At 63.9% G+C, this 13,042-nt stretch carries 14 protein-coding genes; 4 read left to right on the top strand and 10 right to left on the bottom strand.

All coding sequences use genetic code 11. The features are described from left to right. Positions 1 to 30: 30 nt before the first annotated feature. The gene (locus tag MESOP_RS24225) at positions 31 to 867 is read right to left on the bottom strand and encodes a GNAT family N-acetyltransferase (RefSeq protein ID WP_013895962.1); all 837 of its coding nucleotides are present in this window, start codon (positions 865 to 867) and stop codon (positions 31 to 33) included. A 125-nt stretch (positions 868 to 992) separates the two neighbouring features. Then, complete coding sequence (locus MESOP_RS24220) at positions 993 to 2,222, bottom strand: GNAT family N-acetyltransferase (protein WP_013895961.1); 1,230 nt, start codon at positions 2,220 to 2,222, stop codon at positions 993 to 995. A 90-nt stretch (positions 2,223 to 2,312) separates the two neighbouring features. On the opposite strand from MESOP_RS24220, the gene MESOP_RS24215 reads away from it, so the two are divergent. Further along, complete coding sequence (locus tag MESOP_RS24215; protein WP_013895960.1) at positions 2,313 to 3,371, top strand: polysaccharide deacetylase family protein; 1,059 nt, start codon at positions 2,313 to 2,315, stop codon at positions 3,369 to 3,371. Between the two features lie 29 nt (positions 3,372 to 3,400). Here the strand turns inward: MESOP_RS24215 and MESOP_RS24210 are convergent, their stop codons facing one another. Beyond that, on the bottom strand, positions 3,401 to 3,616 hold the full coding sequence (locus MESOP_RS24210) for a DUF2842 domain-containing protein (RefSeq protein WP_013895959.1): 216 nt from the start codon (positions 3,614 to 3,616) through the stop codon (positions 3,401 to 3,403). Between the two features lie 152 nt (positions 3,617 to 3,768). On the opposite strand from MESOP_RS24210, the gene MESOP_RS24205 reads away from it, so the two are divergent. Further along, complete coding sequence (locus MESOP_RS24205) at positions 3,769 to 4,860, top strand: COX15/CtaA family protein (RefSeq protein ID WP_013895958.1); 1,092 nt, start codon at positions 3,769 to 3,771, stop codon at positions 4,858 to 4,860. A gap of 166 nt (positions 4,861 to 5,026) precedes the next feature. On the opposite strand, the gene MESOP_RS24200 is transcribed toward MESOP_RS24205, so the two are convergent. From MESOP_RS24200 to speB, 3 genes are read right to left on the bottom strand one after another with little or no spacing between them, the layout of a single operon-like run. Next, positions 5,027 to 5,869: an aminoglycoside phosphotransferase family protein gene (locus MESOP_RS24200; RefSeq protein ID WP_210160826.1), complete on the bottom strand. Its 843-nt coding sequence runs from the start codon at positions 5,867 to 5,869 to the stop codon at positions 5,027 to 5,029. A gap of 39 nt (positions 5,870 to 5,908) precedes the next feature. Further along, on the bottom strand, positions 5,909 to 6,835 hold the full coding sequence (argC, locus tag MESOP_RS24195) for an N-acetyl-gamma-glutamyl-phosphate reductase (protein WP_013895956.1): 927 nt from the start codon (positions 6,833 to 6,835) through the stop codon (positions 5,909 to 5,911). Between the two features lie 30 nt (positions 6,836 to 6,865). After that, a complete protein-coding gene (speB, locus tag MESOP_RS24190; protein WP_013895955.1) occupies positions 6,866 to 7,873 on the bottom strand; it encodes an agmatinase in 1,008 nt (335 codons plus the stop codon). A 124-nt stretch (positions 7,874 to 7,997) separates the two neighbouring features. On the opposite strand from speB, the gene MESOP_RS24185 reads away from it, so the two are divergent. After that, positions 7,998 to 9,206, top strand: coding sequence for an acyltransferase family protein (locus MESOP_RS24185; RefSeq protein ID WP_013895954.1), 1,209 nt, complete (start codon positions 7,998 to 8,000; stop codon positions 9,204 to 9,206). Between the two features lie 97 nt (positions 9,207 to 9,303). Then, a complete protein-coding gene (locus tag MESOP_RS24180; RefSeq protein WP_013895953.1) occupies positions 9,304 to 10,359 on the top strand; it encodes a glycerophosphodiester phosphodiesterase family protein in 1,056 nt (351 codons plus the stop codon). A gap of 268 nt (positions 10,360 to 10,627) precedes the next feature. Here the strand turns inward: MESOP_RS24180 and rpsI are convergent, their stop codons facing one another. From rpsI to MESOP_RS24160, 4 genes are all read right to left on the bottom strand, one after another. Next, on the bottom strand, positions 10,628 to 11,110 hold the full coding sequence (gene rpsI, locus MESOP_RS24175; protein ID WP_013895952.1) for a 30S ribosomal protein S9: 483 nt from the start codon (positions 11,108 to 11,110) through the stop codon (positions 10,628 to 10,630). A 1-nt stretch (position 11,111) separates the two neighbouring features. Continuing rightward, positions 11,112 to 11,576, bottom strand: coding sequence for a 50S ribosomal protein L13 (rplM, locus tag MESOP_RS24170; RefSeq protein WP_010915638.1), 465 nt, complete (start codon positions 11,574 to 11,576; stop codon positions 11,112 to 11,114). Positions 11,577 to 11,843: 267 nt separating this feature from the next. Beyond that, positions 11,844 to 12,452 carry a LysE family translocator gene (locus MESOP_RS24165; RefSeq protein ID WP_224730394.1) on the bottom strand — a complete coding sequence of 203 codons (609 nt, stop codon included), beginning with the start codon at positions 12,450 to 12,452 and terminating at the stop codon, positions 11,844 to 11,846. A 101-nt stretch (positions 12,453 to 12,553) separates the two neighbouring features. After that, the gene (locus MESOP_RS24160; RefSeq protein ID WP_013895950.1) at positions 12,554 to 13,000 is read right to left on the bottom strand and encodes a PaaI family thioesterase; all 447 of its coding nucleotides are present in this window, start codon (positions 12,998 to 13,000) and stop codon (positions 12,554 to 12,556) included. Positions 13,001 to 13,042 lie beyond the last annotated feature (42 nt).

Here is a 13,042-nt window from a genome sequence, read left to right as displayed (position 1 = left end):
AGGAACCGCTGTCCAGAGGCAGGCTTCGGCCTATCCGAGTTCAAGCGTTGTCACGCCGAATATCCTGTTGGCGTCGAGCTTCGGCGGCGGTCCTTTGTACATGCGGGTGGTGGAGAAGGTCGGTGAGAAACCCGCCGCGCCGAGTGCCGCGATGAAATCCACCTGGGTGGCCGGTACGTCGATGTTCAGGTCGCCACCCTCGCACGCGCTCGCCAGTTCCTCGAGCAATCCGACCGCGGTCTGCATGTCGTCGGCGAAAAGCGGGCCGATCTTGAAGCCGCTGCGGCAGGATCGCGCCACCGCATAACCCGCCATTCCCCGCGGCGTGATCGCCGCCAGCGCATGGTGCGGCGGCTGCACCCATCGCCGCAGGAAGGAACTCCGGGATGCGGGAAAGCAAAGTGCGTCATAGGCGATGATGTCGGGCATCAGTTGCGCCGTCACCATGCGAGGCCGCTCGGCGCCGATGGGCGCGGCTGCGGGGCGCCCGCTGTAGCGGACGGTTTCGTAGGCCGGCGTGAATCCCTTGCTCTGGTAGTTGGCCTGCTGCTCCTCGACGCCATCGAGCCCGATGGTGCGCCCGGCCAGCCGGTCCATGCCCGCGGTCCACACCATCTTGCCGTAACCCTTGCCGCGCATGTCCGGACGGCAGATGTAGAGACCGATGAAACCGAAATCGTGCCCATAGGCCACAGCCGAGATCGCGGCGACCATTTCGTTGCCGACAAAGGCACCGATGAACCCCTCCGGATCCGCTGGCTGGAACATCGCGGCATCTTCAAGGCCGGGATTCCAGCCCTCGGCAGCTGCCCAGTCGACGAGGACGGCCAGTTCTTCAAGCGACAGCGCGCGCATGGTCGGCTTCATGATGCTCATTTCGCAGCGAGGTTGTGGTCGAAGGATTTCAGCAGAGATGACCGGTCTTGGCCAGTCGCTTGCATCGGCGCCGCGCTTCGAGGTCGAGGCCTGCCGAAAGCAAGCCGCGGCAAGGCCTAGTTGTCGTCTTCGGCGGGGGCGGGGGCCGGCTGTCCAGCGGCCTTGCGGCGCAGCATCTTGGTCAGCTTCCAGACCATCGGGCTGTTCTTGATAAAAGCCTTCAGCCGCGTGCCCTGGCGAAGCGCCAGCGCCAGCGCGCGGCCCTTCAGCGTCAGCGGGACCAGCACCTCGAAATGCCGGGTTTCGATATCGCACCATAGCCGCTTGTAGGGCTCGTCGCCGACCGAGAAATCATAGACCTCAAAGCCGGTCTCGCAGGCTTCTTGGATGTTGTTGAAGAACAGGAAGTCGCCGGGACTGGTGTGAGCGAGATCGTCCTCGGAGATCGCCCCGAATTCACAGATCACACGTTTGCCCGAAAAGCTGGATCCGGTGACGGCGCGCAGCCTGCCGGCAACCTCTAGCCCGTGCAGCACGAAGGAGGGTTTTTGTTCGGCCAGGGCCTGGCCGAACAATGCCCGGAAGAAAGCGCGCGTGTGGTCGTCGCCGAAGACGTTGGCAATGCCCATCTTGCGGAAGCGGGATTCCTTCATCTCGAAGAAGGCGTCGAGCAGCCTGTTCACCTCTTCCGGTGTGGCGGCCGTGATGCGCCGATGGCTGCCGACGGCCTCGAACTTGCGTGTCTGCGAACGATGCTTCTTGCGTTTGCGCTTGCCGCTCGCACGCGCCAGCAACGCGTCGAAGCCGCCGTCGAGATCGACGGCCAGCGCAAGGTTGGGGCTGGCAAAATGATCGAGCGATGCGAAGGGATTGGCGATGCCGTCGAGGTCGGGCAACAGTCGTTCCAGCGCGATGAGATCGATGTCGGGGCGCGCCCTGGCGATGGCGGCAAGCAACGTCCGGATGGCCGCGACATCCGCCTTGGCCAGCCATTGCGGGTCTGCGGCGGCAAAATTGCCATTGGCGTGTCGGCCGCCCATGAAACGGGCGACCCGGAACGGGCCGCGGCGGGTCACTTCCAGCGCCAACGCCAGGACCGGTTTGCCTCCGAGAGCGAGCGTCGCGACGATCGGATCTGGCCTGACCTGCGTGGCCCAGTTCAGGGTCCATATAGCGCCCTGTGCCGGAGCGCAGAGCGCAGAGCGGCAGAACGCCGCATAGGCCGCGAGCCCCTCGGCGGCGGCAACGCAAACAGACAGCCCGGCGGCATCTTTCGGCAGGGCCCGTGACGAGGCTTCGGTCGCCGTGAGCCGATTGCCCTCAAATGACGCCGATGCGTCAACCATACCTCAATCCTTAGGGCGTATTGATCCCGATTTGGGGTTCGCTCAGGCGTATTCTGTGCTTGGATCAGCCTAGGCGCAAAAGGTGAATGAATGATCGACGGCGGGGAGGCAATCCGGAAACTGGCGCTCAACGTCGCCCGCTATACCGGCCTCGCACCGCTGGCCAGGCCGTTTGTCGGCGGCATCGGCGCCATCCTGATGCTGCACCGCGTGACGGCGACGCCGGAAAAGCCCGATAGCGTTAACCGGCACCTCAACATCTCGCCCAGCTTCCTCGACGCCATGATCGCCGACATGAAGGCGGGCGGCTATGCCTTCGTCTCGATGGACGAGGCGATCGAGCGCATCAAGGCAGGCGGCAAGGGTGGCCGGTTCGCCACCATCACCGCCGACGACGCGTACCGGGACAATTTGACCGAGGCTCTGCCGGTGCTGGAAAAGCACGGCGCGCCGATCACCATCTATGTCGCACCCGGGTTGATCGACGGCACCGCCGATCTGTGGTGGGATGTGGTCGAGGACATCGTCAACGCGTCCGACCGCCTGACCCTGACGACCTCGAACGGCCCGGTGCTGATCGATTGCAAGACCCCCGCCAGGAAACACCAGGCCATCGCCCGGCTGCACACCTACTTCACCACCGAAGTTCGCGAGGAAGACTTGCGGACCGTGCTGCGCGAACTGGCCAGTGCAAATGGCATCGACGTGGATGCCTCACGCCGGCGCACGCTGATGAACTGGGATGAGATCCGCACCATCGCGGCGCACCCGCTGGTGACGATCGGTGCCCACACCATCAATCACAGCAATCTGAAGCGGCTTTCCGAGGCCGGCGCACGGCAGGAGATCGGCGCTGTGAAGGACATGTTGCGGGCTGAGCTTGGCGCCGAGCCCCGTCATTTCGCCTACCCCTATGGCTATGCCAGTGCCGTCGGCTGCCGCGAGGTGGGCTTTGCCCGTGATGCCGGCTATGCCTCCGCGGTGACGACCCGCCACGGCGTGCTGCGCGCCGAGCACGCCGGCTTCCTGCATGCCTTGCCGCGCCTCTCGGTCAATGGCCGCTACCAGAGCCTCGCTCATATCCGCACCATGCTGTCGGGCGTGACAACGCCGCTCGCCAATGCCGGCAAGATGGTCGTGACAATCTGACGGATTATCTGGCTAGGCCAGGCCAAAGCTCAGCGCTTGGCCCGCGGCTCCAGCATCAGCCATTTGATGATGCCCATCGCCGGCAGCACCCACAGCAGGCCGCTGAGCAGGAAGAACAGGAACTGCACCAGCGCACCGGACTCCGACAGCCGGGCGACCGCGAAGATCGAGGCGACCAGCGCATAGATGATGACCAGTGCCACCAGCAGGAACATTCCGATCAGCTTTTTCAGGCGAATGGGCATGGCTTGGCCTCGTTGATCGCACTCGCTTAAGCCGAACGCGGGGCACGCGCAACCCGCGGCGGACGGCGCGACGGCGTGCCGCGCCGGACGGTCTTGCCAGCACGGGTACGATGGTCCACCAATCCGCGACCTCAACCTGCCGGGAATAGATCATGGCTGCCATTTCAGCCGCCGCGCCGTACGTGGCCCGCGACCGCGACCTGCACAACCGCGCACTGCTGCGCGGCTGGCTTTATGTCGTGCTTCTGGTGTTGTTCGCGCTGGTGCTGGTCGGCGGCGCCACCCGGCTTACCGAGTCCGGCCTATCGATCACGCAATGGCAGCCGATCCATGGCGTCATTCCGCCGCTCAACGATGCCGAGTGGCAAGAGGAATTCCAGCGCTACCAGCAGATCCCCCAATACACCGAGCTCAACAAGGGCATGAGCATCGAGGCGTTCAAGTCGATCTTCTGGTGGGAATGGGCACATCGCCTGCTGGCACGCAGCGTCGGCCTGGTCTTTGCCGTGCCGCTGCTGGCCTTCTGGGCGACGCGCCGCATCGAGCGCGGCCTCGGACCCAAACTGGTCGGGATTCTGCTCCTCGGCGGTTTGCAGGGCGCCATCGGCTGGTGGATGGTGGCCTCGGGCCTGGTCGACCGCGTGTCGGTGAGCCAGTACAGGCTGGCGACGCACCTGACGCTGGCAGCGCTGATCTTCACCGCCACCATGGTCGTGGCGCGTGGACTGGCGCCGCATTCCGAACCCGCCGCCGATCGCTCGACGCAGCGCCTGGCCGGCTTCATCGTACTGTTGGCGCTGATCCAGATCTATCTCGGCGGCCTGGTCGCCGGCCTCGACGCCGGCATGAGCTACAACACCTGGCCGCTGATGGACGGCAGGATCATCCCGGGCGATCTGCTGATCCTCGAGCCGGCATGGCGCAATTTCTTCGAGAGCCCGAAGACGGTGCAGTTCGTCCATCGTCTGGGCGCCTACACGGTCTTCGTCGTCGCGCTCTGGCACATGATCGCGACGCGTCGGCGGCTGCCCGGGTCGACCCATGCGCGCCGCGCGACGCTGCTGTTTGTGCTGGTGCTGGTGCAGGCCTCGATCGGCATCGGCACGCTGCTGATGCAGGTGCCGCTGCATATGGCGCTGACGCACCAGGGTTTTGCGCTGGTCGTGCTGGGCTTCGCCGCCGCTCACTGGCGCGGCACCAAGGGTGCTTACCCCCTGCCGCACCAGGTTGCGCTCCGGACCTGATCGCGAGCCGATCGGTCGATCACATCCAGAATTCGTTGGACCGCGTGGTCTTCTCGCCGTCGAATTCCGCCTGGCGCAAGGTGGCGGCGGATGGGGTGGACTGGCTCTGGGCTGCCTTGGCAGCCTTGTCGGCGTCGGCAAGCGATTACCGCTCCCGTCCACGGACTTAGAAAGCGGCCCGCACCGTCCGGATCGCCGCGGCTATCGACAGTTCGCGGTTCTCCTCGACCGCGTTGTCGTCCTCGTGATGCCAGGCCGCGGACAGGCAGCCATAGGCGATGGCGTGGTCCAGCATCGCTGCGGGTGTCTGCTTCAGCGTCATGGCAAAGACTTCGGCCATATGCGCGATCCGCTCCGGATCGAGGCAGAGTGCGTCACGATCGAGCGGATTGTAGAACATGTTGGCGGCGTCGAAGCCGGGGTCGCCGAGCACGCCCTTCGGATCGATCGCCAGCCAGCCGCGCGGGCCATGCAGGATGTTCTCGTGGTGCAGGTCGCCGTGGAGCGGCCTGACATTGCGCGGGTCGGCCAGCAATCGATCTGCGATTGCGGCGGCCTCGACATAGGGGCTGTCATGACCGTTGGCGCGATCGGTTGCGGCTTTCTTGAAAAGGCTGGCGAACCGCTCCCTGAGCGGCTGAAGCTCGGACGGGAAGGAGTGCTTCGATGGCGAGAGCAGCCTTGCCATCACCTCGGCGGCGATTTCGGTGGCGATTTTGTCGCCTTGCTCATCGAGAACCTTGGAAAGCAGGGTTTCGCCGGAAAATTCGAGCAGCATGCTGTGACCGTCGCGGCCAAGCAGGCGCACCGCGCCTTCGCCGCGCCGCCAGGCAAGGAAATGCTCGCCGCGCAACTCGTCAGCGACATCGTCGAACGGCTTGAGCGCCTTGACGATCGCCGGCGAGCCATCCTCGCGCCGCACCTTCCAGATGCGGCTCGAAAAGGTTTCGGCGATGAGTTCTGGCGCGCTGACATTCCAGCGCGCCGGGAAGGCTGGTGCGTCCATCAATGCATGTCGCTCAAGAGTGGCCCCGAAAGACGACGCGCTTTAGGTCCCGAGCATCAGGTCCATGTTCTGGACGGCGGCACCCGACGCGCCCTTGCCGAGATTGTCGTAGACCGCCAGCAGCAGTGCCTGCGCGCGTTTGTCGTTGGCAAAGACATAGACCTTCATGCGGTTGGTGCCGTTGTAGACCTCGGGGTCGATGTCCGGCACGCGTTCCAGATGCGCATAAGGCGCCACCTCGACCACGCCGCCCTTGATTGCGGCGAAATGGTCGGCAATCGCGGCATGCAGCTCGGCACCGCTCGGTACATGATCGAGGCCGCCGAGCTGCAGCGGCACCACGGTAATCATGCCTTGGGCGAAATTGCCCACTGCCGGCTGCATGATCGGGTCATGCGACAGCTTCGCATAGGCCCGCAATTCCGGCACGTGCTTGTGCTGCAGGGTGAGGCCGTAGGGCAGGAACTCCGAAGCATCTTCGCCCTTGGCGACATAATCCTCGATCATCGGACGCCCGCCGCCCGAATAGCCCGAAATGCCGTTGACGGTGATCGGGAAATCCGCCGGCAGCAGGCCAGCGGTGACCAGCGGCCGCAGCGTCGCGATCGGTCCTTGCGGCCAGCAGCCGGGGTTGGCGATACGCTTGGCCGAGGCGATCGTCTTCGCCTGATCCTTGTCCATTTCAGCGAAGCCATACGCCCAGCCCTCGGCCACGCGATGCGCGGTCGACGCATCGATGACCTTGGTCGTGTCATTGGTGATCAGCGAGACGCTTTCCTTCGCCGCGTCGTCCGGCAGGCACAGGATCGCGATATCGGCGGCATTGAGGAATTCGGCGCGTGCGGCCGTTTCCTTGCGGCGCTCGGCGGGAATGGAAATGATCTCGAGGTCGCCGCGCTCGGCAAGCAGCGCCCGGATCTGCAGGCCGGTGGTGCCGTGCTCGCCGTCGATGAAGATTTTCGGTTTCATTGCCTGATCAAATTCCCTGAAATTTCAAGACTATATGCCGTTACCATGATTCACCACGGCACCGTTGTGGTTGCCGTTGTTCAGCTCTTCGAGCCGGGCCTTTCGCTCCGCCAGCAGGCCGAGATACTGCATGGCCACCATCGAGCCGGCAATCGCCGTTATATCGGCGTGATCATAGGCCGGCGCAACCTCCACGACATCAGCGCCGACAATATCGACCTGGTTGAGCTGCCGCAGCGTCGACAGGATCTTCGCCGAGGACGGCCCGCCGGCAACCGGTGTGCCCGTGCCGGGCGCATAGGCCGGATCGAGGCAGTCGATGTCGAACGTCAGATACGTCTTCTTGCCGCCGGTGCGGTCGACGATGGCGTAGGCGATGTCGGACGCGCGCATCTCCTCGATTTCGTGGCCATGGAGAATCTTGATGCCGAACGTGTCGGGGGCATGGGTGCGGATGCCGATCTGGATCGACCGGTCGGGATCGATGATGCCTTCCTTGACCGCGCGGCCGACGAAGGAACCGTGGTCGATGCGCTTACCGTCGTCCTCCCACGTGTCCTGATGCGCGTCGAACTGCACCAGGGCGAGCGGTCCGTGGATTGCGGCATGCGCCTTGAGCAGCGGCCAGGTGACGAAATGGTCGCCGCCAAGCGTCAGCAGGAAGGCGCCCGACTTCAGGATCTTGGCCGCCTCGCGCTCGATCGTGCCCGGCGTCTTCTGGTGGTTGCCCGAGTCGAGCAGGCAATCGCCATAATCGACCACCGCGAGGTGCTCGAACAGGTCGCGCGAAAAGGGGTATTGCGGGTCGTTGTCGAGGATCGCCGAGGCACGGCGGATAGCCTGCGGGCCGAAACGCGCGCCTGGCCGGTTGGTGACGGCGGCATCGAACGGAATGCCCCACACGACCGCGTCCGCGCCCTTCACGTCCTTCGTATATTTGCGCCGCATGAACGACAGCGCGCCGGAATAGGTCGGCTCGAACGCAGCGCCCGTTTTGGAGCGGGCGGTGAAGGCATGGTCGATGGTCTTGGTCGCCATTAATGGTCCTCGGTTTTCATCGGGGTGCAACAACTACAGAACCGGCATGGAAGATGCCAGTCACAGCTTGGGGAGACGAAACCGCGCCGCCCGGGTGCCACGGCAAGACAGGATTTGTACCATCATGACGCAAACAGCGTTTCTTAATCCGTCCCGTGCCGTGGTGTCGACCCACGCCGGCACGATCGCCGGCGAACGCTTCCAGGTTCTCGATTCCTGGCGCGGGATCTGCGCGCTGCTGGTGGCGCTGTTTCACTTCCCGACCGCTTCGGTGATCTCGCAGAGCCGTTTCATCGGTTCGTCCTATCTTTTCGTCGACTTCTTCTTCGTGCTTTCCGGCTTCGTCATCGCCAGCAGCTACGCCGACCGCCTGAGCCAACCCGATGAGGTCGCTCGCTTCGCGCTGGTGCGTTTCGGCCGCATCTATCCCCTGCATTTCATCATGCTCGCGGCCTTTGCCGGGTTCGAACTGCTGCGGCTGATGCTGCCGCAACTGCATGGCGCCGGCGCTGCTCCGTTCACCGGCGGTTTCGACCTGAAAAGCCTGCTTGCCAATCTTCTTCTGCTGCAAGGTGTCGGCTTCGAGGATCGCCTGACCTGGAATGCACCAAGCTGGAGCATTTCGGCGGAGTTCTTCGCCTATCTCCTGTTCGCTGGCGTCGTCTTCGTCGCCGGCGCGCGTGCCTGGATATGGTTCGTCGCCGCCGCTGTCACGGCGCCGCTGTTCCTGCTCGGCTTCTCCACGCATCATATGGATGTGTCCTATGATTTCGGCTTCATCCGTTGCCTCTACGGCTTCTCGCTCGGCGCCCTGCTGGCTTGGTTTCAGCATGATTCCATTGCAAGGGCGCGACAGGTTCTCGCCAGGCGCGGCCCACGGGTGAACTGGACCCTTGCCGAAATCGTCATGGTGGCGGTCATCGTTCTTTTTGTCTCGCTGGCGGGCAGCAATGATTTTGGCATCGCGGGACCGCTGGTGTTCACGCTGGCGCTGTTTCTGTTCGCCCACGAAGGCGGCTGGATTTCAGCTCTGCTGAGGGCGCCGTTCATGCTGACGCTCGGCGCGCTGTCCTACTCGATCTACATGGTCCATATCTTCGTCCAGGCGCGGCTGATCAATGTCGCCGGGCTCGTCGAGCGCAAGCTCGGCCTCGGCCTTGTCGGCGACATCGTGCTGCGCGGGCAACCTGCGACCGGTTTCGGTGCCGGTTGGGTCGGGATAGCCGCGATCGTTCTCATGCTCGCTGCCACCGTCGCTCTATCCTGGATCACCTGGCGCTTCGTCGAAATGCCTGCGATGGCATGGTTCCGCCGGCAAGCGAAACGCATCTGACGCACCGGCCAGCGCGCATTCCGCTAGCCGGCTTCGTTCACCTGGATGTCACGGGCATCGCCTATCCGGATCTCGATCCGGCAAGGAGCGATTCTCGATGCGGACCATCTGGCTGAGCGTTCTGTTTTCCACGGCACTCGCGGCCGCCTGCGGCCAGGCCTTGGCCGGCGAGACCCGCGCCGGGCAGATCCTCGACCGCTTCGAACATGCCAATCAGTGGCGGGACCACATCATGGTGGCCGCGCATCGCGCCGGCAGCATGCAGGCCGGCAAGACGCTCTATGCGGAAAATTCGCTCGCGGCTGTCGAAGGCTCGATCGCCATGGGCGCCGAGATCGTCGAGGTCGACATCAGGCGCTCGAAGGACGGCGAGTTCGTGGTCATGCATGACAGTTGGCTCGACCGCACGACGACCTGCAAGGGCGAGGTGGTGAAATACACGCTGGCCGAACTGAGGACCTGCCGGCTGGTGATCGAGGGTACCCGCGCCGTCACCAACGAGACGGTCTCGACGCTGCGCGAAATGCTGATGGCGACCAGGGACAGGATCCTCATCAACCTTGACAACAAGCTCGAGGTCGGTGACCTCCCAGGCATGATCGCCGTGGCGCGCGATCTCGGCATGGCGGATCAGGTCATCGTCAAGGAAAACCTGTGGAACCAGGGCAGGATCACCGCGGCAAAGGCCGCCATGGCTGCGGTCGGCGGCGTCCAGTTTATGCCGATCATCGCCGATGACGCGGTGCATGATGCCGGTTTCGCCGAGACGGTCGACCATGCTTTTGCGCCGCGTGCGATCGAACTGATCAACTGGCGCGCAGGCGCCGAGACGCTGACCGAAACCGGCGGACCGCTGTTCAGCACGCGCATGCGGGCCGCCGCGGTGCGCGGCAACTGGCACATCTGGGCCGACACCTATGCCATCGCTGGCAAGCCGGGCGGCTTCCTGGCCGGCGGCCGTGGCGACGAGCTGGCGGTGCAGGCCAGCCTGCCGCGCGAAGCCTGGGGTTTTTGGGCCGACCGCGGCGCCACCATCATCCAGACCGACGAACCGAAGGCGGCAATCGGCTGGCTGGCGGCGAACGGCTACCGCGTGCCTTATGCCGATGAGGTACGGCCGGTTGAGGCCTCCAGCACTGCCAGCATCAACTAGGAAAAAATAGGAAATCCGACGCTGGCGCCATTACCCCACCCGGCGCTGCGCGCCGACCTCCCCATCGAGGGGAGGTAAGGCGCCGGGTTTTGGTCAGTCACGAATCCCGACCGCTCCGACACTGCATTGGCCGGTGCAAAGGACACGCACTCTTCTACCTCCCCTTGATGGGGAGGTCGGCGCGTAGCGCCGGGCAGGGTGACTGCCGAGCCGCAAACAAAAAGGCCACCCGGAGGCGGCCTTTTCGATTGTCCAAACTGCGGAGCGCTTAGCGCTTCGAGAACTGGAAGGAGCGGCGGGCCTTCGCCTTGCCGTACTTCTTGCGCTCGACGACGCGGCTGTCGCGGGTCAGGAAGCCGCCCTTCTTGAGCACGGCGCGCAGCGCAGGCTCATAGTAGGTCAGCGCCTTGGAGATGCCGTGACGCACAGCACCGGCCTGGCCGGAGAGGCCGCCGCCGACGACGGTGGCGACGATGTCGTACTGGCCAGCGCGGTTGGAGGCGATGATCGGCTGGTTGAGGATCATCTGCAGGACCGGACGCGCGAAATAGGTTGCGAATTCCTTGTCGTTGACGACGATCTTGCCGGAACCCGGCTTTACCCAGACGCGCGCAATGGCGTTCTTGCGCTTGCCGGTGGCATAGGCGCGGCCCGACTTGTCGAGCTTCTGGACGTGGACGGGTGCCGCGGCCTGCGTATTGGTGTTGCCGGTGGCGGCGCCCAGTTCTGCGAGCGAGGAAAGCTCAGCCATCTTATGCGACCTTCTTGTTCTTGGAATTCAGCTTGGCCACGTCGAGGACTTCTGGCTGCTGGGCGACATGCGGATGCTCGGCACCTGCATAGACGCGCAGGTTCTTCATCTGGCGACGGCCGAGCGGGCCACGCGGCACCATGCGCTCGACGGCCTTCTCGACGACACGCTCGGGGAAACGGCCCTCCAGCAGCTGGCGCGCGGTGCGCTCCTTGATGCCGCCGGGGTGGCCGGTGTGCCAGTAATAGACCTTGTCGGTGAACTTCTTGCCGGTGAACACCACCTTGTCGGCATTGATGACGATGACGTTGTCGCCGTCGTCGACATGCGGGGTGAAGGTCGGCTTGTGCTTGCCGCGAAGATGATTGGCGATGACAGTGGCGAGACGGCCGACGACGAGACCCTCGGCGTCGATCAGGATCCACTTCTTCACCACATCCGCAGGCTTCTGCGAAAAGGTTGTCATGTTTTCTGCTCTCGGTTTGGACCTTCCCAAAAACATAGAGAAGGCGTTTCTTGTTGCTTGGATTGGCGAAAAGCACTTGCCCGCCGCCAATAACAAAACGGCGGCCTTTGCGGGCCGCTGCTTCGTGAGGGCTTATAGGGGAGAAGGGTAGCCCTCGTCAAGCATCATTGGCGGTCAACGAAACCGAAAAACCGTTAAATTTCAAGTGTTAAACTATGTGGTATTATTTTACAACACGGCCTGCCGCCAAAACGGCTGGTATTTCGCTCACCGCCGGCCACTCGTCACTGCAAGCAGGAGTCTGATGCCGACGGCGACCATAATGGCTCCGGCCAGCCTTCCCTGCCACACGACGAAGCTGCTTCGGCGCGACAGCCAGCCGCCGACCGCGCCGGACGTCAGCGCGACGGCGCCGAGGACAACCATTCCCATCATCTTCATAGTCGTGCCGAGAATGATGAACTGCAACGCCGCTGGACCGGCCCAAGGGTGAACGAATTGCGGCAGCATCGCTAACATGAAGGCAAGCGTCGTCGGATTGGTGAGATTGCAGATCATGCCCTGCCGGAAAGCGGCTGCAGTGCCACCGGTGTTGGCAAAGGCAAAGATACGACTTTCATCCTGCCGGCGCGCCAACAGGAATTTGACCCCGATGGCGATCAGATAGATGGCGCCGACGATTTGGAGAAAGCTGTAAAGAGGCGGCGAGGATGTGATCAGCGTGGCAAGTCCCATCGCAAGTAATGGAATTTGCACGACGCCGGCCGATACGCAGCCTGTCGCGGCCGCCAGTGCGTGGCGCCAGCCCTGTCCGACGCCGCGACTGATCACAAGCATCATATCGGGCCCGACGCCGGAAAGCTGGTAGGCAAGCACGGCGCCGAGAAAGGCAAGGTATGTGGTCAGATCGGGCATGCCGCAAAACGGACGTGTCGATCGGGAGTTCCGGCCAGGATGCCGGATCGGCCTTCTCCGTGTCAGCGTTTCGGCGGGATCGAATAGGTCCCCGTCGCGTGCGCGATCGTGTGTCCGCCCTCGCCGGCGACGATGTCGATGTCGAACACCATCAGGTTCTTTCCCAGCTTCAGGATGCGGCAGTGGCCATCGATCGGTCCTGTCCCGGCCTTGCGGACGAAGTTGATGTTGAGGTTGGTGGTGACCGAGAGTGCATCCGGCCCGGCATGGCTGAGCACGCATACATAGCCGCCTATGTCGGCCAACGTGAACAGGGCAGGGCCGGACACCGTGCCGCCTGGACGAAGATGCCGGTCGCCGGCATTGAGCCGCACGATGCAGCCGCCCGGGAAAACGTCGATCGCCTCATAGGCCGCGACTCTTTCGTTAAGCTGCGGAAACTCGGCTTCCATCAGCGCATTCACCTGCTGTGCGTTCAGCACCGGCTTGAGGTTAGTCTGGGCGGGCATGTCGGTCTCTCGTTTTGCGCCGGACCCTGTATGAGCGCAGCC

Source organism: Mesorhizobium opportunistum WSM2075 (assembly GCF_000176035.2).
Taxonomy (GTDB): Bacteria; Pseudomonadota; Alphaproteobacteria; order Rhizobiales; family Rhizobiaceae; genus Mesorhizobium; species Mesorhizobium opportunistum.
Note: the sequence above shows the minus strand (reverse complement) of the source record. Positions and strands in the feature narration are given on the sequence as shown.